Genomic DNA, 24,381 nt, shown 5'->3' with positions numbered 1-24,381 from the left:
GTTCACAACTCCGCAGAAAGGCCCCGGATCCGCAGTCAGATGCGTGATCCGGGGCCTTTCGGCTCAAATCTTGAGGAGTTGTGAACAGCCCGACTCGAAGACGGTCGGAACCGGTCAGCTGAGGGCGATGCCCCAGTGCAGGGTCCAGGTCTCGTCAGGGGCGAGACGACGGATGCCGAGGCCGCTGTTGAGCGCGTCGGCGGGCGCGGTCATCGGCTCGATCGCGACCGCGAGGCTCTGCCCGGGATAGGCGGGCGTCGTGTACACCTGCACATAGTCGAAGCCCTCGCCCTGCCACAGGGTGACGCGGCGACCGTCGGGTGCCGTGAGCGAGTGCCGCACGCGACCGTCGGCGTCGCGGGCGAGGTCGGTGAACCCGGTGTCGAGCGTGACATCGCCCAGCCGGACACCGTCGCGCAGGGCGGCCTCGGCGGGACGTGTGCCGGTGGGGAGCATCCGCTCGTCGGTCGTGAAGGCGGTCGCAGCGGGAACCCGCAGCACCAGGTCGCGCGGGTCGACCTCGCCGATCGTCACGAAGGGGTGGGTGCCGAGGGCGACCGGCGCGGGCGTCGCCGAGCGGTTGGTGAGAGTGTGCGCGACCTCGATGCCGTCGGCGGTGAGCGTGTAGGTCACGGCCGTCTCGATCAGGTACGGGTAGCCGGTCTGGGGGACGATCGTCGCCCGCAGCACTGCTTCGGCGTCGGTGTGCGACACCTCGTACGCCGTGAAGCGCAACAGGCCGTGGCTCGCGTTGTTCAGCTTCGGCTCGGTGATCGCGAGCAGCCGTGACGTGCCGTCGTCATCCCAGCGACCGTCGCGCACGCGGTTCGGCCACGGGGCGAGGACCACGCCGGAACAGGCGGGGGTGGGTTGATCGAGCGGGTACGGAGGGACGAGGTCGACGCCGCCGACACGCAGGGATCGGAGGGAAGCGCCGACCTGCGCGATCTGGGCGGTCGCATCGCCGAGTCGGAGGGAGATCTGGGCGCCGGTGGGGGATGCGGTGGTCACTTCGACATCGTACGGCCACCCCCGCGTCGGGAGTCTCTCAGGCGCGTCGGCTACACTTGTGCGGTCGGCTTCGGACACCCGCGCGTTGGTGCGGACGTTTTATGTGTGTGAAGTGTGAGTCCAGGGGCCGATGGTGAGCGTCGCTCGACGCTAATCAACCATCACATGAATGGCCCCGGCCGCTGACAGTCCGGAACCCCGCTGGTCGCATCCGACCACGCGCTGGGTGCTCGCGCGTGTGCGCGGCGCTGTTCTCGTGCGAGAACACAGGAAGACAACGCAATGCCCAAGAACAAGAAGCCCCGCGGCGGACGTCCCGCCGCCAACTTCGAGCCGCGTTACGGCGCCAAGAAGACCTCCTTCCACGACCGCCACAACGGCGGCCCCGCCCGTGACGGTGCGCGCGACGAGCGCGGTGGACGCGCGGATGCCGGCGACCGCCGATCTGCCCCCGCCGCCGGCGGCTATGACCGTCGTCCCGGCAGCCGCAGCGCCGGTCACCGCGGTTACCGCCCGGCCGAGGCCGAGTCGGGTGCACCCAAGCAGCGCTGGAACGCGTCCGAGCGCGCCGGCCGCGACGAGGCCCGTGGCATCCGCAACCGCGCCGAGTCCGGCCGCCGCGAAGCGCCGCACCACCGCAACGACGAGCGCAACGAGCGTCCTCGCTACAACGACCGGCCCAGCACCGGCGGACGCTTCGACGACCGTCCGCGTCGGGACGACCGGGGCGGACAGCGTCCGACCGGACAGCGTCCGACCGGTCCGGGAACCTACCGCGACGAGCGCGGCGGCGACCGCCCCCGCTACGACCGCGACGACCGCTCGCGTCGTGACGACCGCGGTACCGGCACTCAGCGCCAGGGCTTCCGCGACAACGACCACCGCGACGGCGGGCGTCCGGTTCGCGACGATCGCCGTGGTGGCGAGCGTCCCCGCTTCAACAGCGACCGTGGTGCAGAGCGTCCCCGCTTCAACAGCGACCGCGGCGCCGAGCGCCCCCGGTTCGACCGTGACGAGCGTCCGCGCCGTGACGACCGCGGCGGCGACCGTGCCCGGTCGAACGACCGTGGTGCCGACCGTGGCGGCGAGCGTTCGTACGACGCCGACCGCGCCCGTCGCGCCTTCGACCGCGACCGCACGCAGCGTTCGTACGAGGGTGGCCGTGACGAGCGTTCGCGTCCGTCGACCGGTGGCGCGTACCGCACCGAGCGTCCGCGCCCGCTGACCTCCGACACCCGCGGGCGTCCGGCGCGCAACGAGCGTCCGAGCCGCAACGACTGGAACGCCACCAGCCGCCCCGAGTCGACCGGTGCGAAGTTCACCCCGGGCGACGACGTGGTGCACGAGCGCCTCGAGGCGAAGTCCGTCGCGGCCGTCGAGGTCGACGGTGTGACCTTCGGCGACCTCGGTCTCGGCTCGAACATCGTCGACACCCTCGTCGGCATGGGCGCGGCGACGCCGTTCCCGATCCAGGCAGCCAGCATCCCGGCCGTCCTCGCCGGGCGCGACGTGCTCGCCCGCGGTCGCACCGGATCCGGCAAGACCATCGCGTTCGGTGCACCGCTCGTCGAGCGCGTGCTGCAGTCGCAGGCCGGCAAGCGCCGTGAGTTCGGACGGTCGCCGCGCGCGATCATCCTCGCTCCGACGCGCGAGCTCGCGCTGCAGATCGACCGCACGATCCAGCCGATCGCCCGCAGCGTCGGCCTCTTCACCACGCAGATCTACGGTGGTGTGCCGCAGGGCCGCCAGGTGGGTGCGCTGAAGAAGGGCGTCGACATCGTGATCGGCACGCCCGGTCGCATCGAGGACCTCATCAACCAGGGCAAGCTCGACCTGTCGGATTGCCGCATCGCGGTGCTCGACGAGGCCGACCACATGTGCGAGCTCGGATTCGTCGAGCCCGTGCAGCGCATCCTGCGTCACACCGCAGACGGCAGCCAGAAGCTGCTGTTCTCGGCCACGCTCGACCGTGAGGTCGCGGCGCTCGTCGACGAGTTCCTCGTCGACCCGGCCGTGTACGAGGTCGCCGGTGAGGACCAGGACTCCAGCACGATCGAGCACCGCGTGCTCGTGATCGAGCACCGCGACAAGGCCGACATCCTCACGTCGCTCGTCGACCGTGCCGGCAAGACGCTCGTGTTCGCCCGTACACGTGCCTACGCCGACATGCTCGCCGAGCAGTTCGACGATGCCGGCATCCCGGCCGTTTCGCTGCACGGCGACCTCAACCAGGCCAAGCGCACGCGCAACCTCGAGCGTCTGACCTCGGGTCGCGTGAACGTGCTCGTCGCCACGGATGTCGCCGCCCGCGGCATCCACGTCGACGACATCGACCTGGTCGTCCAGGCCGACGCGCCCGACGAGTACAAGACGTACCTGCACCGCTCGGGTCGTACCGGCCGCGCGGGTCGTTCGGGTCGCGTCGTCACGCTGATCACGCGTCAGCGTCAGCGTCGCATGACCGAGCTGCTCGACCGGGCCGAGATCGACGCGCCGTTCGAGAACGCGCGCCTCGACGACGACGTGATCGAGGAGATCGCCGGTCGCGTGCCGACCGCGGCCGACCTGACCGCCTGAGTCTCGCTCACCAGAGGCCCCGTCCCGCTTTCGCGATCCGGGGCCTCTGTCGTCCCCGCCCCCGCCCGTCCCCGCCCCGTCCCCGCACGATCCCGACCCCGCCCGCAGTGCTGCCGAGCGCACGGGATGCTGCCGAGTGCACGGCTTACCAGCGTGAGGAAGCCGTGCGTTCGACGCGGAGCCGTGCACTGGGCGTGGGTGAGTGTGGGCACCGGAGTGCCGGCCGCCTCGTGACGCGCGTCGCGTCGATCCCGAGTGCACGGGATGCTGCCGAGCGCACGGCTTGTCTCCGCGAACAATCCGTGCGGTCGGCACTAAACCGTGCACTCGGCGGAGGGCGGGGGGAGGGGAGGGGGGTCAGGCGTCGGAGAGGGTCAAGCGGGCGGCGCCGGCGATGCCGATCACCGCCGCCCAGGCGAGCAGGACCAGGGCTCCGGTGAGCGCCGTCAGCACGGTGTCGTCCGGCGCGAACAGCTGCGACCCGGCCCGGGTGGGCAGCCACCGGGCGTGCTCCCCGAGCGCGGTGAGGGCGAACGGCAGGATGTACGCGACGACGAGCATCGTCACCAGCGCCGGCACCAGATGCCGCAGGACAAGCGTCACCGCGTGGGCGAGCAACCCGATCAGCACCAGATACGCGACCGCACCGCCGAAGCGGCCGAGATCCTCCGTCGTCGCTGCGACAGCGTCGGCATCCGCGACGACGAGCGTCAGTCCTGCGGCCACCCACGCCACCGCGACGGTCAGCGTCCCGACGAGGAGGAGCACGATCACGGTGGCGGAGGTCTTCGCGACGATCACCCGCATTCGACGAGGAACCGTGATGAGTGTGGTGCCGAACTGTCGCCCGAGATACTCCTGTGACACGGGCACCACCCCGAGCAGGATCGCGCCCGCCTGCACATACGGCATGGCCTCGAGCACGGTGCCGACCGCCGACACGGCCCCTCCGCCCTCGGCATGCAGTCCGGCGAAAGCCGCCGCGACGAGTGCGCCGACGATGACCATGCCCGCGGCGGCATATGCCGTGAGGGGCAGCGTTTGCAGCTTCGAGAGCTCGGCCAGCAGGGCCCGCCGCATCAGGCGTCTCTCCGGGTGAAGACGAGCGCTCCTGCAACCACCGCTGCGACGGCCCAGGCGGCCATGACGAGCCCGCCCGGCACAGCGTCGAGCCCTCCGGGGAGGACGAGTTCCGCATCGAAGCCGAACAGATTGCGTCCCGCCATGTCGGGGAGCCAGTGGGCGAGCGGGGTCACCTTCGTGAGCAGCAGGGAGAACGAGACCACCGAGCTGTTCAGGATGAGGATGATCAGCGGGAGTGTGCCGCTGCGCGTGATCAGGGTGATGCCGAAGGCGAGGAGAGCGGTGAGGGTCCAGTAGACCGTCGTGCCCACCATGCGCCACATCGCCTGCTCGACGGGGACGGACTCGGGTGCGAGGTCGCCGAGGAGCAGTTGGGATACCCCGAGGCAGGACGAGAGGGCCACGGCCGCGGTCAGGAGAGTGATCGCCACGATGGCCGTGAGCTTGGCCAGCACGAGCCGCTCGCGACCGGGAACGGTGACGAGGGTGCTCGTGATCTGCCGGGACCCGCCGGCATCCGGGCTGTTCGGCGTGTATTCGCTGCTGACCGCCAGCACGCCGACGACGATCGCTCCGATCGTGCCGAGCGGCGCCGCGGCGAAGGCGGTCTCGAAGACCGAGATCGGTCCGAACAGGTCGGCTTCTCCCGCGTCGAGGGCGGCGACCGCCTGCGTGGCGTTCAGCGCCGTGATCGCGATGGTGCCGAGGACGCCGGCGAGCACGCCGGCCCATACTCCCGGGAGTGTGAGGGTCTTGCCCGTCTCGGCGGCGATGGTTCGGAGGAGTCTCATCGTGCGGTGCCGCCGTTCGACTCGGGCGACCCGCTCCCGCCGGTCAGGGCGAAGAAGGCTGCTTCGAGGTCGGCGTGCCCTCGGGTGATCTCGTCCACGGTGCCCGCGGCCACGATCCGGCCCTGGGCGATCACGACCAGGTCGTCCGCGACTCCGGCGACCTCGCCCATCAGGTGACTCGACAGGAGCACGGTTCCTCCGGCATCCGCCTGGCTGCGCAGCAGCTCGCGCATCCACCGGATGCCTTCGGGGTCGAGTCCGTTCACGGGCTCATCGAGGATGAGCATCGGCGGCTCTCCCAGCAGCGCCGCCCCGAGTCCGAGTCGCTGACCCATGCCGAGGGACAGCCGACCCACCTTGGTCCGCGCCGCGTGGGCGAGCCCGACCTGTTCGAGCACCTCGTCGACGCGGTGACGGCGGATGCCGCCCGCCCTGGCGATCCAGGCGAGGTGGCCCCCCGCCGTCCGTGAGCGGTGGGCGCCGGAACCGTCGAGCATCGCCCCCACCGCCCGCAGCGGATCGCGGAGGTCGCGGTAGGCGTGGCCATCGATGAGCGCGCGTCCCGCGGTCGGCCGGTCGAGCCCGAGGAGGATGCGCAGCGTCGAGGACTTCCCGGCTCCGTTCGCTCCGAGGAAGGCCGTCACGCGGCCCGGCCGTGCCTCGAAGGCGACATCGTGGAGCACCGTGCGGGAACCGTGCCGTTTCGTCAGTGATTCGATCGTCAGCATCCCTCGATCTCAGCGGTCCGCGCCCTCCGCGGCATCGCCCTGCAGGCGGGAAGCCCTCCGATCTCTCCGACCCGGGTTCCTCCACCCCTGGTCTGATGTGCGCGGCATCGAGGGTGCCTAGACTCGGGCGGATGGATGCTTCGCCCCGACCGACCTGGCGCTCGCGCACGTGGATCGCCGCCGGGGGCATGTTCGCGCTGCTGGTCGTCGTCCTGAGCGTTCTCGGTCTCGACGGTCCGCAGAGCCTGGCGGTCGTGTTGACGACGGCGGGGATCCTCGCCGTGGGTGTCCTCGTCTGGGCGACGGTCCGGTCGCAGCGGCAGCGGCGGGAGTACGAGCGCAGCCTCACGGAATGGGCGGCCGACCGGGCGGCGCAGCACGAACGGCTCCGTATCGCCCGCGAGCTGCACGACCTGGCGTCGCACGGACTCGGACTGATCACGATGCGTGCCGCCGCCGTCGCCCCACTCGACGGAGCCGACGGCGACGCGGAGCGGCGCAGAGCCCTCGTCGACATCGAGGAGGCGGGGCGCTCCGCGATGTCGGAGCTGCGGAGGATGCTCACCGTGCTGCGCGAACCGGGAGACGAGGTGCCGCTGCAGCCGCCCGCACGGCTGTCGGAGGTGCCGGGGATCGTCACCGCCGCGGAGGCGTTCGGCGTGCGCGCGAGCCTGCGCGCGGAGGACTTGGGCGAGGTGCCGCCCGCAGTCGAGGCCGCCGCGTGCGCGACGGTCCGGGAGGCGCTCGCGAACGTCGGACGCCATGCGGGGCCGGTGCCGGCGCGCGTGGCCGTCGAGCGGGACGGGAACGCTCTCCGCGTCGTCGTCGCCGACGACGGTCCTGCGCGCGGATGGCAGTCTCAGCCGGGAGCCGGCCACGGTCTGCGGGGCATGCGCGAACGGGTCGGCGCCCTCGGGGGAACGCTGATCGCTGAGCCCGTAGGGACGGGATTCCGCGTCGAGGCGCGCCTGCCGTTCGAGGCGGGGGCATGAGCGACGAAGGGATCCGCGTCCTGATCGCCGACGATCAGGCCCTGCTGCGACACAGCCTCGCCCTGATCATCGCCGGTGCCGAGGGGCTGACGGTGGTGGGCGAGGCCGAAGACGGCGCGGGCGCGATCGAGCTGGCGCGCGCCATCGCCCCGGATGTCGTGCTGATGGACATCCGGATGCCGGGGCTCGACGGCATCAGCGCGACGCGCGCCATCACGACGGCGCTGCCCGGCACCCGCGTGCTCGTGCTCAGCATGCTGGAACTCGACGAGTACGTCGACGGCGCCCTGCGCGCGGGTGCCAGCGGCTTCCTGCTCAAGGATGTGCGCCCCGAGCAGCTGATCGAGGCCATCCGCCGCACGCACGACGGGGAGTCACTGTTCGCGCCGAGCATCCTCATCCGCCTCGTCGAGCACTTCCTCGACGGCGCGAATCGGCCGGCCGGACGCCCGCTCGCCACCCTCACGGCACGGGAGACCGAGGTGCTCACGCTCGTCGGCAGAGGCCTCGCGAATGCCGAGATCGCCGCGGCGCTCACGATCTCGATGGCCACGGTGAAGACCCACATCGGCAGCCTGCTGTCGAAGCTCGCGGCACGGGACCGCGCGCAGCTCGTGATCGCGGCGTACGAGCAGGGGCTCGTGGGCGCCTGAGACTTGCGCGGTGTCAGGCCGGCTCGTGCACGTGCACGGTCGAGGTCAGGCTCGTGCCGTTGAGGTCGAGGTAGATGACGCTCTCGGCCCGCGTGAGAGTCATGGTGTTACGGCGCTCGATCAGGGCGGCCGCCGTGTCGATGAACCCCGGGTCGAAGCTGTACACACGGATGTCCTCGCGGCGGTGGATGCGCTTGTCGGTCCACGGCGCCATCACCTTGGCCGGGTCGCGATGCGTGTAGACAACCGTGCGCTCGGCGAGGCGGCTGCCGTGATGCAGTCGCTCGGCATCGGGAGCCCCGATCTCGACCCACGCCGTGATCAGCCCGGTCATGTCGCGCACGAGCACCGCCGGCACCTCGGTCGAGGAGATGCTGCCGCCGAATGTGATGCCCTCGGCGAACTCGAGCCCGTAGGCGAGCACCCGCGTGAGCATGTACGCATCGGTCTCGGACGGATGCCGGGCCACTCGCAGCGAGTAGTCCTCGTAGATTCCGCGGTCGGTGTCAGCGAGCTGCACCTCGAACGTGTGGACTGTCGAACCGATCGCCATGATCCCCGAGCCTACGCGGATGCGGGAGCGGAGGCCGACCGGGGGCCGGCGCCGCTCAGCACGATGCGTATCGCGCCGGCATCCGCGGGAACGGTCGGGTCGAGGCCGGTGGCGAGGGCGAAGCGGGTCAGCCGGTTCAGCACGGTGTTGCGGTGACAGTAGAGGGCGGCGGCCGTGCGGGTGACCGAACCGTTGGCGAGGTACTCCCGCACCGCTTCGATCAGGAGGCTCTGTTCGCGCTCCGGCAGCGCGTGGAGCGCCTCGAGCGTCTGACGCGAATACGCTCCGGCGACGGCCCCCAACCGATCGGTGAAGAGCCGGTCCCAGTGACGGTCGAGCGTCGCCGCTCGGTCTGCGGCATCCACGAGAGCGGCCAAGTCGCGCGCGACCCGCCACAGGTCACCGATCTCTTCGGCTCCCTGAGCGATCGGAGGGAGGCCGACGGGCAGGGCGTGGAGCGCCTCGAGTTCGCGCGCCGACAGCGAGCCCACGTCGAGGATGGCGAACTCGGAACCGTCCAGGCGGTCGACGGGCACGGCGGGGAGGAGGGTGCGCATGCCGGCGCGGAACTCTGCGGCGAACGGCAGACTCCCCACCACGACCAGGAATGAGCCGACCGGGTCGAGACCGAGCGATTCGGCCGCCTGACGGGAGAGGCGGATGTCGCGGCTACCGTCCTCCAGCAGCCGGCGGAGCAGAAACGCCCGAGCGAGTTCCAGCTCTCGATCCATGTCGGCGAGTTCGGCCATGTAACCGGCGTGGACATTCATGGTGTGGACCTCGACGGCGTCCCAGATCTTCACGACCTCTTCGGCGAACGCCGGGAGATCCTCCTCCGCCACGTAGCCGCGCATCGCATTCCAGAGGAAGCGGAAGTCCATGCGCACCGCCCTCAGCAGCGAGTCCAGCGGGATCCCCTGCCGTGCGCGCCGTCGACCGAGCCGGTCGGAGTGCGCCATCAGCTGGGCGTCGAGGTCGTCGCCGATGATCAGCCCGAAGAGCATCTCCAACGAGCCGCGCGCCGCGCGGAACAGCTCGGCGTCGTCGATCACCGAGTCGAGATACCCGGAGATCTCGCGGACGTCGTGGACGTAGCGCCACGCCACCTCATCGAGATCGGCCAGGCAGGACTCGGCGATCTGCGCCGCGAAGGATCGTCGCTGATTAGGCATGTGCACAGTGTAGGGCTCAATCTGGGGGCGATCATCGGTTGTGAGTGCAGCATTTCGCTACGACGATGGAGGTGTCCATCGAGGATGTCTGCCTTTCAACGGAGAACTCATGACGAACCCGACCCCGGAAGTCCCGCCCGGCACGACCCCGCCGATCAGCGGCGGAGACGCGGCCCGCGTCGCGTGGGCAGCTTTCGTCGGAACCGCGCTGGAATGGTACGACTACTTCCTCTTCGGCACCGCTGCCGCCCTGGTCTTCAACCGGCTGTTCTTCACCGACCTCGACGCCACGGCCGCCACGCTCGCCGCCTTCGCGACCTTCGGCGTCGGCTTCGCGGCCCGCCCTCTCGGCGCTCTCGCCTTCGGCTACATCGGCGACCGGTACGGGCGGCGCCCTGCACTCCTCATCACCATCGTCATGATCGGCTGCGCGACCGGGCTGATCGGTCTGCTCCCCGACTATCTGGCGATCGGCATCGCTGCGCCCATCATGCTCGCCGTGCTGAGGCTCCTCCAGGGTCTCGCGGTCGGCGGCGAATGGGGCGGCGCCATGACGCTCGCCATCGAACACGCGCCGATCGAGAAGCGCGGCCGCTTCGCCGCGCTCATCCAGATCGGCTCCCCGGTGGGCACGCTGATCTCCTCCGGCGCGTTCGCACTCGTGCTCCTGATGCCGCCCGCGGTGTTCGATGCCTGGGGCTGGCGGCTCCCGTTCCTGCTCGCGTTCCCGCTCCTGGGAATCGCGCTCTACATCCGCCTCAAGGTCGAGGAATCCCCGATCTTCAAGGAGCTCGTCGCTCTCGAAGCCCGAGCCAAGGTGCCCGCTCTCGATCTGTTCCGGCGGGCCGGTGGACGGCTCGCCGTCGCGGTCGCCGCGGCGATGCTCGGCGTCGGCGGGTTCTACCTGATGACGACCTTCGTGGTCAGCTACGGGGCGAACACCCTCGGCGTCGACCGTGGGCTCATGGTGAACGCGACACTCATCGCGGCCGTGGTCCAGATCGTCGTGACGGTCTTCGCCGGACGATTCGCCGAGCGCTTCGGCCCCGGGCGGATGACAGTGGTGGGTGCGCTCGCCACCGCCGTGGCGGCCTTCCCGCTCTTCTGGCTCATCGACACCCGGAACCCCTTGGCGATCATCTTCGCGGTCACGCTCGGCATCGCCCTCCTCACGATCGCCTACGCCGTCACGGGCGCCCTGCTCACCGAACTCTTCCCGCCCGAGCTGCGGTACAGCGGCGTGGCGCTCGGATACAACATCGCCGGCGCGATCACGGGGTTCCTGCCCCTCATCGCCACCGCGCTGCTGGCCTCGACGGGCGGGGCCTCCTGGACGGCGGCGCTCCTCCTCATCTTCATCTCACTCATCACCGCGCTCGGCGGCCTGCTCGGGGAGCGCCTGCGCGTCCACGACAAGCCGGTCGTGCACTGACCTAAGGAACGACGAACCATGAAGCTGACCAGCGAAGTCGCCGACAAGATCTGTGCGGCCGTCGATGCCGCCTTCGACCAGCAGATCGCCTTCACCCAGGAGCTGGTGCGCCATCCGTCCCTCCGCACACGGGAGGCATCCGCCCAGGACCTCCTGTTCGACGCGATGCGCGAACGCGGGCTGGAGATGGATCGGTGGGACCTCGATCCGGCCGAGCTGGCGCAGCACCCCGGCGCCGGACCCGTGGCTGTCTCCTATGAGAACGTCGGCAACGTGGTCGGCACCTTTACCCCGGCATCCGAAGAGGGGCGCTCGCTGATCCTGAACGGGCACGTCGACGTCGTGCCGGAAGGTCCGCACGAGGCATGGGCCCGGTCGCCGTGGGACGCCCCGGTGATCGACGGCTGGCTCTACGGGCGCGGCAGCGGCGACATGAAGGCCGGCCTCGCCGCGAACCTCTTCGCCTTCGACGCCGTGCAGGCGGCGGGCTTCACCCCCACCGGGCGCATCCACTTCCAGTCGGTGGTGGAGGAGGAGTGCACCGGCAACGGCTCGCTGTCCGCTCTGCAGCGCGGCTACGTCGCCGACGCCGTGATCATCCCCGAGCCCGAGGAGGACATGCTAGTCCGGGCGAACGTGGGTGTGATCTGGTTCACCGTGCGCGTCGCGGGTCGCCCGACCCATCCGCGGGAGATGAGCTCCGGCTTCAACGCGATCGATGCCGCGCACCATGTGATGGAGCGACTGCGAGAGGTCGAGGCACGGTGGAACGCCGAGAAGGACGAGCACCGGTACTTCGAGGACCTCGACCACCCCATCAACTTCAACCTCGGCGGCATCCGCGGCGGCGACTGGCCGTCGAGCGTCCCGGCCTGGTGCGAGCTCGATGTGCGCATCGCGCTGTACCCCGGTGTCACGGCGGACGCGGCCTGGGCCGAGATCGAGGAGTGCCTGGCCTCGATCGACGTCGACGGATCCGGGAACCCCGTCGAGGCGGTGGCCACCCGCAACGGCTTCTACTCGGAGGGCTACGTGCTCGACGAGGGCACGGATGCCGAGGCGGCGCTGCGCGGCGTGCACCGCGAGGTCTTCGGTGACGAGCTGCGCACGTTCACCACGCCCGGCTACCTCGACGGACGTGTGTTCGCCCTCTATGCGGACACCCCGGCCCTCGTGTACGGGCCCATCTCCGAGGCGATCCACGGATACGACGAGCGCGTCGACGTGGAGTCGGTGCGGCGCATCACGAAGTCGATCGCGCTGTTCATCGCAGAATGGTGCGGCGTGAGTGTGCAGATGCACACCGCGTAGCGAAAACTGAGGGAGGATCTCCCTTGTCGCTCGGGCATTCGCCCCCACAGAGTTGTCTCACCCGCTGTACCCGACCCTCACCCCCTCCTGGAGGATCTATGTCCGCCACACCCTCGTCGGCACCGTCGCCGGCCGAATCAGGTCGTCTCGACCGAGCCAAGATGCGCAAGATCTCGACCGCGAGTGTCATCGGCACCACGGTCGAGTGGTACGACCTGTTCCTGTTCGGAACCGCATCGGCGCTCGTCTTCAATCAGGTGTTCTTCCCCGACCTCGACCCCGCCGTCGGCACCATCCTGTCGTTCCTCACCTTCGCCTCCGCCTACCTCGCGCGGATCGTGGGTGCCATCCTCTTCGGTCACTTCGGGGACCGACTGGGCCGCAAGTCCATGCTGCTCATCTCGCTCATCACGATGGGCGCGGCCACGCTCTCCATCGGACTCATCCCGGACTTCGCCACGATCGGCATCGCCGCGCCGTTCATCCTCCTCACCCTGCGCGTGATCCAGGGCCTCGCCCTCGGCGGCGAATGGGGCGGCGCGGTTCTGATGACCGTCGAGCACGCTCCGCCCGCCAAGCGCGGCTGGTACGGATCGCTCGTGCAGGTGGGTGTTCCCGCGGGAACCCTGATCGCCAACATGGCGTTCCTCGTCGTCACCGCGATGATCGACGACGAAGCGCTCGTGGCGTGGGGATGGCGTGTGCCGTTCATCGGCTCGATCATCCTGGTCGCCGTCGGCATCTACATCCGTCTGAACATCGAGGAGACCCCCAGCTTCCGCAAGGTGCGCGAGCGCGGGGCGAAGGCGAAGCTCCCCTTCGCCCACCTCATCCGCCACTACTGGAAGCAGGTGCTGCTCGGCGGGATCGCGACGCTCTCGACGGGCTCGACCTTCACGCTGCTCGTGGCCTCCGGCGTCAACTACGGCACCTCCGAGCTCGGCCACTCCAGCGACCTGATGCTCTGGGCCGTACTGGTCGCCTGCATCGTCGCGCTCTTCGCGATCCCCGCCTTCGGACGCCTGTCCGACCGCGTCGGCCGCAAGCCCGTGATCGCCGGTGGCATCATCGCCGAGATCGTGCTCGCCTTCCCGTTCTTCTGGCTGCTCGACACCGGCAGCGATGCGATGGTGTTCGTCGCCTACGCGCTCATGATGCTGGCGTTCTCGGCGAACTACGGCCCGATCGCCACGTTCCTCGCCGAGCTCTTCGGCTCCAAGATCCGGTACTCGGGGCTCTCGGTCGCGTACATGCTCTCGGGGCTGCTCGGATCGGCCATCACGCCCGCGATCACCGTCGCGCTGCTGTCGATCACCGGACAGAGCTCGTCGATCGCGTGGTACGTGGGCGGTGCGGCCGTGCTGTCGCTCATCGCGCTGCTGCTCCTCGCAGAGGGTCTGCACAAGAACATCGACGTCGTGGATACCGAGGATTCGTCCGCGGGCGATGCGCCGGTGCGCGACGACCTCCCGGAGACGGTGGGACGATGACGATCAGAAGGGTGCGGACGGTCGACGGCCTCGCGGGACCGGTGGGCCCGTTCTCGCAGGCGGTGGTCGCGAACGGCTTCGTGTACACCTCGGGGCAGATCCCCGCGGGCGCGGACGGCAGCATCCCCTCGGACTTCGAGGAGCAGCTCGAGGCCACTCTGCACAATCTCCGCACCCTTCTGGACGGCGTCGGAAGCAGTCTCGAACACGTCGTCAAGGTGAACGGCTACCTCACGGATGCTGCCGACCTCGAGGCGTACAACCGAATCTACGTGCGGTGGTTCGGCGAGCATCTGCCGGCCAGGACGACCGTGGGCGTGAGCCTGTGGGGCGTCGCACTGGAACTCGAGTGCGTCGCCGTGCTGAAGGAGGAGACGGATGACTGACGTCGCGTCTGCCGCTGCCGACTCTCTCGTCGATCCTCTCGTCGAAGCGCTCCTGCAGGTGGAGCTCCCCACCCTCGGCCACTTCCTCGAAGAGGGGTTCTGCGATCCCCGTATCCGTCCGATCGGCGAGGTCGGGCGGATGGCGGGGCGGGCGGTGACCGTCGATCTCACCGAGCCCGATGCGATCGCGGTGAACCGTGCGCTGGTGCGACTGCGGCCGGGAGCGGTGCTCGTGATCCGCGTGCAGAGCGAGCGTCATGCTCCGGTCGGCGCGGTGACCACGGCGGCTGCGCTCGCCCGGGGAGCCGCGGGCATCGTCGTCGACGGTCCGGTGACGGACCTCTCCGCGCTGACCACCACCGCAGCGGTGCTGCCGGTGTTCGCGACGGGCACCACGGCGCTCACCACCAAGCGCCTGGGCACAGCCATCACGGGCGTCGGTCGGTCGGTGAGCATCGGGGGCGTGTCCATCGCCGACGGCGACCTGGTCGCCGGTGATGAGAACGGTGTGGTCGCGTTCCGCTCCGACGCGCTCACCCCAGAAATCCTGGATGCCGCACGACGCTCCGATCAGGCAGAACCCGAACTGCTGGCGCGCATCCGCCGGGGCGATCCTCTCGAGGATCTGCTCGCCCTGGACACCGAAACACTCTGAAAGGCCCCGAATGACCATCGAGATCACCACCGACTCGCGCGCGACCGACGAGCAGGACCTCGCGTCCGTGTCCGAGACGCGTTCCGCCGGGCACCTCATCGTCGCCCAGCTCGAACGCGAAGGCGTCCAGCGTGTGTACGGCGTTCCGGGCGAGTCCTATCTCGACGTGCTCGATGGTCTGCACGACTCGTCGATCGAGACCGTCATCACGCGGCACGAGGGCGGGGCGGCGTTCATGGCGCTGGCCGAAGGCCGCCTGACCGGCCGCGCCGGCGTGGCGATGGTCACGCGCGGGCCCGGGGCGGCGAACGCCTTCATCGCCGTGCACACCGCGTGGCAGGACGCGACGCCGATGGTGCTGTTCGTCGGACTCATCCCCGTGTCTGATCGCGGGCGCGAGGCGTTCCAGGAGTTCGACCTCACCGGATGGTTCGGCTCGACGGCGAAGCACGTCACGACGCTCGACGATCCATCGTCCGCGGCCCGCGTGGTCACCGAGGCGATGCGCATCGCGCGCTCCGGGCGACCGGGCCCCGTGGTCATCGGCCTGCCGGAGGACGTCATCCGGCTTTCCGCTGAGGGCGCGACGACGCTGGAGCCCACGGTGGCCGCCGGGGCCGAGGCGGGAGCCACAGCCGTCGAGGAACTGGTCGCGCGTCTCGCGCGGTCCGAGCGTCCGGTCGTCGTGGTCGGCGGCGAAGGGTGGTCCGCCCAGACCGGGCGCACCCTGGTCGACTGGGCCGAGCGGCACAGCATCCCGGTCCTCGCGGACTTCCGCGCCTACGATGCCGTCCCGCACGACGGGGCCTACGTCGGCGCTCTCGGCTACGGTCGAGCCGACCACGCCGCCGACCTGTTCGACGACGCCGACCTGCTCGTGTTCATCGGAACCTCGCGCACGGATGTGCTGAGCGACGGCTACCGGCTCGGACACGACGCGGCGACGGTCGTCGTGCTGCCCGGGGAGCCGAGCGGGCACTCCGGGCGCCTGGATCAGCTGATCGCCTCCGACGCCGCGAACCTCGTCGCCCGTCTGCCGCAGTCGTTGGGCGTGACGTTCGACGAGTCGCGTCTTCAGCGGGCGCGCGATGCGCATCTCCGGTTCTCGACGCCGTCCCCCGCCAGGGACGTGGCGACCGCCGCAGAGGAGTACGTCGACCTCACGGAGGTGATGGCGGTGCTCCGCGAGGAGCTGACCTCGGACGCGGTGATCACGTTCGGCGCCGGCAACCACGCCATCTGGCCGGCGCGGTACCTGCCGCACCACGCACCGGCGACGCTCGTCGCCCCCCGCAACGGCGCCATGGGCATGGGCATCCCCGCCGCGGTCGCGGCCTCGCTGGCCTTGCCCGGACGCGAGGTCGTGTCGATCGCCGGTGACGGCTGCTTCATGATGAACGGGCAGGAGATCGCGACCGCTGTCGGCTACGACGCTCCCTTCATCGCGATCGTCGTGGACAACGGCGTCTTCGCGACCATCCGTGAGCACCAGGAGGCCCACTACCCGGGTCGTCCGTCGGGAACGCATCTGACCAACCCGGACTTCGCGGCTCTCGCACGCTCCTACGGGGCGTACGGCGAGACCGTCGCCCACTCCGCCGACTTCCGCGACGCCTACCGGCGGGCCCGCTCCAGCGGCCGCCCCGCCGTGCTCCACCTGCGTCAGGACCCGGCCGTGCGTGCGCCGTCGACCGCCGTCTGAACACCGTGACGATTCGAGGAGGATCCGCCATGACGATCCAACAGGGAGCGGTCGACCGGGCCGCCGCGTCCACCCACGCCGAGGGGTTCCTCGCGGACTTCGCTCGGCTGAGCGAGTTCGGAGCCACCCCGAACGGCGGGGTCGACCGGCAGGCGGGCAGTGACGCCGACGTCGCGCAGCGGCGCTGGTTCGCCGAGCTTCTCGAGTCGCACGGTCTGCGTGTGGAATACGACCGCATCGGCAACCAGTTCGGGTTGCTCGAGGTCGTCCCCGGGGCGCCGTTCGTCGTCGTCGGTTCGCACCTCGACTCGCAGCCGACGGCGGGACGCTACGACGGCGCCTACGGTGTGCTCGCAGCGGCTCATGCAGCATTCCGGCTCGCGGAGGAGTGGGCCGCCGACGGCGCCACCGGGCCGCGCTTCAACATCGCCGTGGTCAACTGGTTCAACGAGGAGGGCTCGCGGTTCACCCCGTCCATGATGGGGTCGAGCGTGTACACCGGCGTCCTCCCGCTGGAGCAGGCGCTGGGCACGACGGATCGCTCGGGCATCACGGTGGCCGAGGCTCTGGAGCCCGCGGGCTTCCTCGGTGCCGGTGACGGCCCGGAGGCGGCGTTCTGCGCCGAGATCCACATCGAGCAGGGGCGTGTGCTGGAGAACTCCGGCAGCACGATCGGACTCGTGACCGCCAGCTGGGCGGCCAGTAAGTACGTCGTCACCGTCGAGGGCGAGCAGGCGCACTCCGGGGCGACCGTGATGGTCGATCGACGTGATGCTCTGTACGGTGCCTCGCTGCTGGTGGTCTTCGCCCGTGAGCTCGCCGACAGGTTCCCCGGGGTGCTGCACACCGCGGTCGGGCAGCTCGACGTGTATCCGAATTCGCCGGTCGTCGTCGCCTCGGAGGTTCGGCTGCTGCTCGACCTGCGCTGCGCCGACGAAGCCGTGCTCGCGGAGGCGAACGCCTTGCTCCAGGAGCGGTTCGCCGAGATCGAGGAGACCGCGAAGGTCGGCATCCGCCGGTCGCTCTCGCACGAATGGGGGATCGACCCGTATCAGCCGGAGGGTGTCGAGCTGGCACGGGGATCTGCCGAGCGGCTCGGGTACTCCCGCGAGGAGATCCTCACGGTCGCCGGGCATGATTCGATAAACATGAAGAGGCGAGTGCCCACCGTGATGCTGTTCGTGCCATCGGTGGACGGGATCTCACACAACGAGGGCGAGTACACCCGCGACGAGGACCTCGTGGCCGGCCTCGACGTCCTGACGGATGTCGTCAGGCGACTCGCACAGGGAGAACTGGCGCCGGCTCCCGGTGCCGTGGAGGAGCGAACCAGATGACCGATTACGCCGTCACCGACCCCACGACGAACGAGATCGTGCGCCGGTACGAGTCCGCGACCGACGCCGAGGTGGATGCCGCCGTCGAGCGGGCGGCTGCGGCGTACCCCTCGTGGCGGGCGCTCACGGTCGAGGAACGGTGCGGATATCTCGCCGCCGTCGCTGCGGAGTACCGCGCGGACAGCCATCGCCTCGCGCGCATCATCACGAGGGAGATGGGCAAGACCACGGCGGAGGCGCTCGGCGAGATCGGGATCGTCACCGACATCTACGACTACTACGCGACCAACGGTCCGGCGTTCGCGGGCGACCGGCCGCTCCCCGTCGCGACGGGCGAGGCTGTCGTCCGCACCGCTCCGGTCGGTGTGCTCCTGGGCATCATGCCCTGGAACTACCCCTACTACCAGGTGGCCAGGTTCGCGGCACCCAACCTCGCGCTGGGGAACACGATCGTTCTCAAGCACGCGCCGAGCTGTCCGGAATCGGCCGCGGCGATCGCCGAGTTGTTCGAGCGGGTCGGTCTTCCCGAGGGCGCGTACGAGAACGTCTACGCCTCAGAGGACCAGGTCGCGCGCATCATCGCGCATCCCGCCGTGCAGGGCGTCTCGCTCACCGGTTCGGAGCGTGCCGGTCGGGCCGTCGGCGAGCTGGCCGGACGAGCCATGAAGAAGGTGGTGCTGGAGCTCGGCGGGTCCGATCCGTTCATCGTGCTGCCGGATGCCGACGTCGACGCCGCTGCGCGTGCCGCGGTGGTCGGACGGATGGGCAACGCGGGACAGGCGTGCACCGCTTCGAAGAGGTTCATCGTCGCGGATGAGGTGTACGACGACTTCGTCGAGCGGTTCACCGATCTGGTCGGCGAACTGCGCGTCGGCGATCCGTCCGAAGAAGGCATCTCCTTCGGGCCACTTTCGTCCGAGGCCGCCGCGCGGGCCGTCATCGACCAGGTGGACGACGCGACCGCCAACGGGGCGACCGTGCTGACCGGTGGGCGTCGCCTGGATCGCCCCGGCGCCTTCGTGGAACCCACGATCCTCGCCGACGTCACCCCCGAGGCTCGCGCCTACCGCGAAGAGATCTTCGGGCCCGTCGCCGTGGTGCACCGGGTCGGCTCGATCGACGACGCCGTCGCGCTGGCGAACGACACGCCCTATGGCCTCGGCAGTGTGATCTTCGGTTCCGATCCTGCGCTCATCGCCGACGTCGCCGACCGACTCGACGTGGGCATGGTCTCGATCAACGGGCCGTCGCAGACGCAGGCCGACCTGCCGTTCGGCGGCGTCAAGGCCTCGGGCATCGGGCGCGAGCTGGGCGAGTACGGCATGGCGGAGTTCGTGAATCGCAAGCTCATCCGCACGCACGACCGCGGTTGAGCGGTAGTCGCAGTCGGGCGACGGTCGTCTTCGGGGCTCTCAGAACAGCATCGGCTGCGCAGCCGCGGCGGCGCTGGGTGTGAAGCGCACCGCTGCGGCGGCCGCAGCACCCGTCTGCACGTGGCCCTGCCCTGGTCGGACCCCGCGCCGCGGGTAGTCGTCTTCGTGGCGGCCGTCGAGTCCGTGCATCCGGATGAGCGGACGCGCACGTTTCGCGAGCCACTGCCGGTATCCCTTCGGGGCCTCTGCCGAGACGCCGGGGTAGAGCCCGCGGTACGACGACACGAGGTCGGGGCGATGCGTGCCGAGCCACTCGAAGAACCACGGCTTCACACCCGGTCGCAGGTGCAGCGCTCCGTAGATGACGGTGCGGGCGCCGGCCTCCTTGATGCGCACGAGGGCGCTGTCGATCGCCTCGAGCGAGTCGGTCATGTGCGGCATGATCGGCATCAGGAAGACCGTGACCGGGAACCCGGCGTCGGCCAGGGCCCGCACGGTGTCGAGACGGGCCTGGGTGGTCGGTGCTCCGGGTTCGATGGCCTTCTGCAGCTCGTCGTCGTACATCGCGATCGACATCTGCACGTCGACGGGCACTCGTTGCGCGGCCTTCACGAGCAGGGGGATGTCGCGGCGGATGAGCGTGCCCTTGGTGAGTATCGACATCGGGGTGCCGGACGCGGCGAGGGTCTCGATGATGCCGGGCATGAGCTTGTAGCGCCCCTCGGCCCGCTGGTACGGGTCGGTGTTGGTGCCGAGCGCCACCGTCTCGTGCTGCCAGCTGCCGCGCCGCAGCTCCCTCTCGAGCACCTCGACCACGTTCACCTTCACCACGATCTGCGAGTCGAAGTCCGATCCGCCGTCGAGGTCGAGGTACTCGTGCGTTCCGCGGGCGAAGCAGTAAACGCACGCATGACTGCATCCGCGGTACGGGTTGATGGTCCAGGCGAACGGCATGCGCGAAGCGCCTGGCACGTGGTTCAGGGCCGACTTCGACAGCACCTCGTGGAACGTCATCCCGGCGAACTCGGGGGTGGTCACCGACCGCAGCACGCTGGATCGGTCTTCGAGCCCGGGCAGCGCCGCCGCATCCGTCTCGCCGAGTTTCTGTCCCTGCCACCGCATCTCCACATTCGAACATAATGACGATAAGAACGCAAGTGTTTCTGCGACATAGCTTCGAGTGAAAGAATGGACCAATGCCCCTCTCGCCGCACGCTCAGCATGCGGCTCCGCGCTCCCCGATTCACGGCCCCGCGCTGCCGCTCGGCATCGTCGTGACCGCGATCGGCGTGCTGCTCTCGATCGCCTCCGCTCCCGTCGCGGCGGTGGAGGCCGCGCCGATGCCGGAGCCGGTCGCCGTGATGCAGGTGCCGACCGTGCAGGTCGAGGCGACGACGGCCGCCGACCCGTGTGCGGACCCGGTCGTGCAGCAGGCGGTGCAGGCCGGCGACGACGCGGCCGTGGTCGCGGGCTTCGGCGGGGGAGCGGCTTTCCGCGAGGCCGTGGTGGCGGGCAACGCGCCCTGCATCTCGCTCCGTGATCCGGCGCGGGTCTGGGTCGTCGTGAACAAGAGCCTCCCGTTGAAGCCCGCGGACTACGAGCCCGGGGCGCTCGACTCGGTGCCGCTGCAGATGACGACGCTGTCGGGCCGGGTGCGGACCGATGTCGCGGCCGCCATCGGGCAGATGGCCGACGCGGCGGAGGCCGCCGGCGTGGGGCGCATCGGCGCCAACAACGGCTACCGGTCTTACGGGCTGCAGGTCACGACCTACGACACCCACGTGCGCTCCCAGGGTCAGGGGCAGGCGGATGCCGGCTCCGCCCGGCCAGGCCACAGTGAGCACCAGACCGGGCTCGCCCTCGACGTCGTCGCGTGCGGCAGCGGCTGCGGTGGACTCGACGGCTTCGGCGGCACCGCGCAGAGCGACTGGGTCGCGGCCCACGCGTGGGAGTACGGGTTCATCGTGCGGTACGAGCAGGTGGGCACGCCGGTGACCGGCTACGCGCCCGAGCCGTGGCACCTCCGCTACGTCGGCGTCGACCTCGCCAGGGCCTACCACGATGGCGGATTCCACACGCTGGAGGAGTTCTTCGGACTCCCGGCGGCCCCCGACTACGCGCACTGAATCGGTCGGAACGGCCCGTTCTGCGGCATCCGACAACCGCGGTACCCAGTGTCACCTCTGATGGGATGCATTCTCACAACGTCCTGTCCGAGGTGGTGGCCGACACGTAGAATCGCCGGAGCAACGATGCACGACACGTTCGGGAGGACGCAATGGAACGCGACATCTACGAAGAGGATCACGAGGCATTCCGCGACCTCGTCAAGGACTTCGTCAAGCGCCACGTGAACAACGAGGCGATCGAGCGGTGGGATGCCGCGGGGGAGATCGACCGGGCGACCATGCTCGCTGCCGGCGAGGCCGGCCTGATCGGATTGTCCGTCCCCGAGGAGTTCGGCGGCGCCGGGATGCTGCAGGACTACCGCTTCCGCACGATCGTCATGGAAGAGGTCATCGCCGCAGGGGCGGGTTCGCTGGCCGGTGCGTTCGGCATCCAGGACGACCTGGCCGTGCCCTACCTCGTGCACATGGGAACGCAGGAGCAGAAGGAGAAGTGGCTGCCCCGCATGGCCACGGGCGAAGTGCTCGGCGCGCTCGCGATGACCGACCCTGGTGCGGGTTCTGACCTGCGCGGCATCAAGACCAACGCCAAGAAGGTCGACGGCGGCTACATCCTCAACGGCGCGAAGACGTTCATCTCCTCGGGCACGACGGCCGACGTCGTCGTGACCTTCGTCAAGACCGGCGAGGGCAACCGTCCCGACGCGTTCAGCCTGCTGCTCGTCGAGAAGGGAATGGAGGGCTTCGACCAGGGCAAGAAGCTCAGCAAGATGGGCTTCCACGGCTGGGACACGGCCGAGCTCAGCTTCACCGACGTGTTCGTCCCCGACGAGAACCTGATCAGCGGCAAGGAGGGTCAGGGCTTCATCCAGCTGATGCTCAACCTGCCGCTCGAACGTCTCTCGATCGGCGTCGCCGCAGCCGCGGCCGCGCAGGCCGCTCTCGACTGGACCGTCGCCTACACCAAGGACCGCGAGGCGTTCGGCGAGCGCATCGCCGACTTCCAGAACACCCGCTTCCGGCTCGCCGACATGGCGGCGACCACCGATGCGATGTGGGCGTACATCGACCGCGCGCTGCTCGCGTACAAGAACAGCACCCTCACCGCGGAGGACGCCGCGAAGGTCAAGTTCTGGGCGACCGAACGCGAGTGGGAGGTGCTCGACACCGGCGTACAGCTGCACGGGGGTTACGGCTACATCATGGAGTACCCGATCGCCCGCGCCTTCACCGATGCTCGGGTGCACCGCATCTACGGTGGCACGAACGAGATCATGCGCGATCTCGTCGGTCGTCAGATCGTCGGCAAGCGCTGACACACGGCTCTCGAGGCCCCCGGATGCTGCGGCATCCGGGGGCTTCGTCGTCTCCCGGCCTCTTCTTCGTCTCCCGGCCTCGTCTTCGTCTCCCGGCCTCTTCTTCTCTGCGGCATAACCCGTTCCCCGCGACACAACTTCGGAGATCGGGCGCGACTCGCCGTCGGAGGGGGCCGCGGGCCGGCGTGTCGCCCCGGAACTCCGAAGTTGTGTCGGGGGTGGGGGAGGGGAGACGGGGGGTGGGGGACGGGCAAGGGGAGGGGAGGGGGCCGTGGACACGGGTGTCCGGGCGGGGTTGAATCGAGGGCATGACGAGCTCGCTCCCGCAGATCCTCGCTGACCACGTCGTTCGGGGCATCGCGCCAGGAATCATCGGCGTCCTCGGCTCTCCGGGCGGGAAGGTCGAGATCTTCGCGACCGGGGACCTGCCGCCGGATGCGATCGTGCGCATCCAGTCGATGACGAAGCCGATCCTGGCGGTTGCCGCGCTGCGGCTCGTGCAGGATGGCCGCCTCGGTCTCGACGATCCGGTGGAGCGGTGGATGCCCGAGCTCGTCGACCGTCGGGTTCTGCGCGCGCCGGACGCCACGCTGGACGATGTCGAGCCGGCGGCGACGCCCATCACGGTGCGGCATCTGCTCACGAACACTTCGGGGTACGGAGTGCAGGTCGCACCGACTCCGTTGGCGGAGGCGATGATCGCCAACCGGACGGCAGCGGGCCAGGAGCCCGTGGCGCTCGGCGCGCAGGAGTGGTTGGACGCGCTCGCGGCGCTGCCGCTCACCTTCCAGCCCGGAACCGGATGGCGTTATCACCACTCGTTCGGCCTTCTCGGGATACTGCTCTCCCGCGTCGTCGGCGGCACGCTGGAGGAACATCTGCGGCGTGACCTGTTCGGCCCGCTCGGCATGGTCGACACCGGGTACACGGTTCCGCTCGACCAGGCGTACCGGCTGCCCGCCGCGTACCGGCACGAAGGCGGCCGGCTGGTCGAGATCGAGCCTGCAGCCGGAGGATTCTCGCTGGCGCCCGCACCGTTCGACCTCAGCCATTCCGAACTCGTGTCGACGGCGTCCGACTATGCGGCGTTCGCCGGGATGCTGGCGGCGGGCGGGCGCCACGACGGGAAGGTCATGCTCGACCCCGAACTGCTCGCGCTGATGCGCTCCGATCAGATCCCGTCGAGCGCGAAGACACCGGACAGCTTCTTCCCGGGATTCTGGGAGGGCACGGGCTGGGGTTTCGGTGTCGCGGTGCAGACCGGAGGGGACGCGGCCGGCCGATACGGGTGGTCCGGTGGGCAGGGAACCGACTTCTCCATCGACCCGGACGGCTCGTTCCGGATCGTGCTGACCCAGGTCGAGATGGGGCCCGAGGTCATGGGCCTATTCGCGGAAGTGCAGGAGAGCGGACTCGCGGACGCCGGTGCCGACACTTCTGCCGAGTGATGCGACGACGAGTGGGACACGGTTGCCGACGACGGCCTTGCAACGGCGTGAGCACTGCCGTGCGGCTGGCTGGGCAGGCGGTTGCGCTGACCGTCTCGGCCTACGGTGCCCGCCGCTGCCTGACTCTATTCGTGGATAAGTTCGAGGTTGGGTCGTTTGTGGAGGAGACGTCTCCGGGTGCCCTGTCGCGGTTTTCTGCGGAATTCTGGGATGCGATACGGAGAAGTCTTCGAATGTAGCGTGTC

The 24,381-nt window shown here is 69.8% G+C and carries 21 protein-coding genes; 14 read left to right on the top strand and 7 right to left on the bottom strand.

The genetic code is table 11. The annotated features are described in order from the left end of the window. Nucleotides 1-114 precede the first annotated feature (114 nt). The gene (locus AC6CHX_RS17660) at nt 115-1,011 is read right to left on the bottom strand and encodes an aldose 1-epimerase family protein (protein WP_498273874.1); all 897 of its coding nucleotides are present in this window, start codon (nt 1,009-1,011) and stop codon (nt 115-117) included. 282 nt (nt 1,012-1,293) lie between these two features. Between AC6CHX_RS17660 and AC6CHX_RS17655 the strand changes: the two genes are divergently transcribed. After that, complete coding sequence (locus AC6CHX_RS17655) at nt 1,294-3,588, top strand: DEAD/DEAH box helicase (protein WP_498273873.1); 2,295 nt, start codon at nt 1,294-1,296, stop codon at nt 3,586-3,588. A 357-nt stretch (nt 3,589-3,945) separates the two neighbouring features. On the opposite strand, the gene AC6CHX_RS17650 is transcribed toward AC6CHX_RS17655, so the two are convergent. Genes AC6CHX_RS17650 through AC6CHX_RS17640 form a run of 3 tightly spaced genes read right to left on the bottom strand, consistent with a single transcriptional unit; the run spans nt 3,946 to nt 6,190 of the window. Then, nucleotides 3,946-4,668 (bottom strand): hypothetical protein, encoded by a 723-nt coding sequence (locus AC6CHX_RS17650; protein WP_498273872.1) that lies wholly within the window; start codon nt 4,666-4,668, stop codon nt 3,946-3,948. Next, nucleotides 4,668-5,462, bottom strand: a complete 795-nt coding sequence (locus AC6CHX_RS17645; protein WP_498273871.1) for an ABC transporter permease — start codon at nt 5,460-5,462, stop codon at nt 4,668-4,670. Before AC6CHX_RS17645 ends, AC6CHX_RS17650 begins: the two co-directional genes overlap by 1 nt. Continuing rightward, on the bottom strand, nt 5,459-6,190 hold the full coding sequence (locus AC6CHX_RS17640) for an ABC transporter ATP-binding protein (RefSeq protein ID WP_498273870.1): 732 nt from the start codon (nt 6,188-6,190) through the stop codon (nt 5,459-5,461). Before AC6CHX_RS17640 ends, AC6CHX_RS17645 begins: the two co-directional genes overlap by 4 nt. A gap of 131 nt (nt 6,191-6,321) precedes the next feature. Here AC6CHX_RS17640 and AC6CHX_RS17635 point away from each other — a divergent pair, with 131 nt between their 5' ends. Next, on the top strand, nt 6,322-7,182 hold the full coding sequence (locus AC6CHX_RS17635; RefSeq protein ID WP_498273869.1) for a sensor histidine kinase: 861 nt from the start codon (nt 6,322-6,324) through the stop codon (nt 7,180-7,182). Then, complete coding sequence (locus AC6CHX_RS17630; RefSeq protein ID WP_498273868.1) at nt 7,179-7,835, top strand: response regulator; 657 nt, start codon at nt 7,179-7,181, stop codon at nt 7,833-7,835. Before AC6CHX_RS17635 ends, AC6CHX_RS17630 begins: the two co-directional genes overlap by 4 nt. A 13-nt stretch (nt 7,836-7,848) precedes the next feature. Here AC6CHX_RS17630 and AC6CHX_RS17625 read toward each other — a convergent pair whose 3' ends face one another. Together AC6CHX_RS17625 and AC6CHX_RS17620 are read right to left on the bottom strand one after the other, a co-directional pair. After that, on the bottom strand, nt 7,849-8,388 hold the full coding sequence (locus tag AC6CHX_RS17625; RefSeq protein ID WP_498273867.1) for a YaeQ family protein: 540 nt from the start codon (nt 8,386-8,388) through the stop codon (nt 7,849-7,851). 11 nt (nt 8,389-8,399) lie between these two features. Further along, complete coding sequence (locus AC6CHX_RS17620) at nt 8,400-9,560, bottom strand: RsbRD N-terminal domain-containing protein (protein ID WP_498273866.1); 1,161 nt, start codon at nt 9,558-9,560, stop codon at nt 8,400-8,402. A 109-nt stretch (nt 9,561-9,669) separates the two neighbouring features. On the opposite strand from AC6CHX_RS17620, the gene AC6CHX_RS17615 reads away from it, so the two are divergent. The 8 genes from AC6CHX_RS17615 (at nt 9,670) to AC6CHX_RS17580 (ending at nt 19,246) form a co-directional block, all read left to right on the top strand. Next, complete coding sequence (locus tag AC6CHX_RS17615; RefSeq protein ID WP_498273865.1) at nt 9,670-10,992, top strand: MFS transporter; 1,323 nt, start codon at nt 9,670-9,672, stop codon at nt 10,990-10,992. A gap of 18 nt (nt 10,993-11,010) precedes the next feature. After that, entirely contained in the window at nt 11,011-12,303 is a 1,293-nt protein-coding gene (locus AC6CHX_RS17610) for an ArgE/DapE family deacylase (RefSeq protein WP_498273864.1), read from the top strand. A 98-nt stretch (nt 12,304-12,401) separates the two neighbouring features. Further along, nucleotides 12,402-13,793, top strand: coding sequence for an MFS transporter (locus tag AC6CHX_RS17605; RefSeq protein WP_498273863.1), 1,392 nt, complete (start codon nt 12,402-12,404; stop codon nt 13,791-13,793). Then, entirely contained in the window at nt 13,790-14,179 is a 390-nt protein-coding gene (locus tag AC6CHX_RS17600; protein WP_498273862.1) for a RidA family protein, read from the top strand. The genes AC6CHX_RS17605 and AC6CHX_RS17600 overlap by 4 nt, the downstream gene beginning before the upstream one ends. Continuing rightward, nucleotides 14,172-14,834 (top strand): RraA family protein, encoded by a 663-nt coding sequence (locus AC6CHX_RS17595; protein WP_498273861.1) that lies wholly within the window; start codon nt 14,172-14,174, stop codon nt 14,832-14,834. Before AC6CHX_RS17600 ends, AC6CHX_RS17595 begins: the two co-directional genes overlap by 8 nt. Before the next feature lie 10 nt (nt 14,835-14,844). Beyond that, the gene (locus AC6CHX_RS17590; RefSeq protein ID WP_498273860.1) at nt 14,845-16,536 is read left to right on the top strand and encodes a thiamine pyrophosphate-dependent enzyme; all 1,692 of its coding nucleotides are present in this window, start codon (nt 14,845-14,847) and stop codon (nt 16,534-16,536) included. 29 nt (nt 16,537-16,565) lie between these two features. Beyond that, nucleotides 16,566-17,873: a M20 family metallo-hydrolase gene (locus tag AC6CHX_RS17585; protein ID WP_498273859.1), complete on the top strand. Its 1,308-nt coding sequence runs from the start codon at nt 16,566-16,568 to the stop codon at nt 17,871-17,873. Beyond that, nucleotides 17,870-19,246 (top strand): NAD-dependent succinate-semialdehyde dehydrogenase, encoded by a 1,377-nt coding sequence (locus AC6CHX_RS17580; protein ID WP_498273858.1) that lies wholly within the window; start codon nt 17,870-17,872, stop codon nt 19,244-19,246. The genes AC6CHX_RS17585 and AC6CHX_RS17580 overlap by 4 nt, the downstream gene beginning before the upstream one ends. A 39-nt stretch (nt 19,247-19,285) precedes the next feature. Here AC6CHX_RS17580 and AC6CHX_RS17575 read toward each other — a convergent pair whose 3' ends face one another. Next, nucleotides 19,286-20,368, bottom strand: coding sequence for an Rv2578c family radical SAM protein (locus tag AC6CHX_RS17575; RefSeq protein WP_498273857.1), 1,083 nt, complete (start codon nt 20,366-20,368; stop codon nt 19,286-19,288). A gap of 74 nt (nt 20,369-20,442) precedes the next feature. On the opposite strand from AC6CHX_RS17575, the gene AC6CHX_RS17570 reads away from it, so the two are divergent. The 3 genes from AC6CHX_RS17570 (at nt 20,443) to AC6CHX_RS17560 (ending at nt 24,136) form a co-directional block, all read left to right on the top strand. Continuing rightward, the gene (locus tag AC6CHX_RS17570) at nt 20,443-21,372 is read left to right on the top strand and encodes a M15 family metallopeptidase (protein ID WP_498273856.1); all 930 of its coding nucleotides are present in this window, start codon (nt 20,443-20,445) and stop codon (nt 21,370-21,372) included. A 152-nt stretch (nt 21,373-21,524) separates the two neighbouring features. After that, a complete protein-coding gene (locus AC6CHX_RS17565; protein ID WP_498273855.1) occupies nt 21,525-22,688 on the top strand; it encodes an acyl-CoA dehydrogenase family protein in 1,164 nt (387 codons plus the stop codon). Between the two features lie 308 nt (nt 22,689-22,996). Next, nucleotides 22,997-24,136: a serine hydrolase domain-containing protein gene (locus tag AC6CHX_RS17560; RefSeq protein WP_498273854.1), complete on the top strand. Its 1,140-nt coding sequence runs from the start codon at nt 22,997-22,999 to the stop codon at nt 24,134-24,136. The last annotated feature ends 245 nt before the right edge of the window (nt 24,137-24,381 follow it).

The sequence above is a fragment of the Microbacterium sp. GQ128 genome, assembly GCF_059758615.1.
The sequence above is the reverse complement of the archived record's forward strand: the minus strand, read 5'-3'. Positions and strand labels throughout refer to the sequence as shown.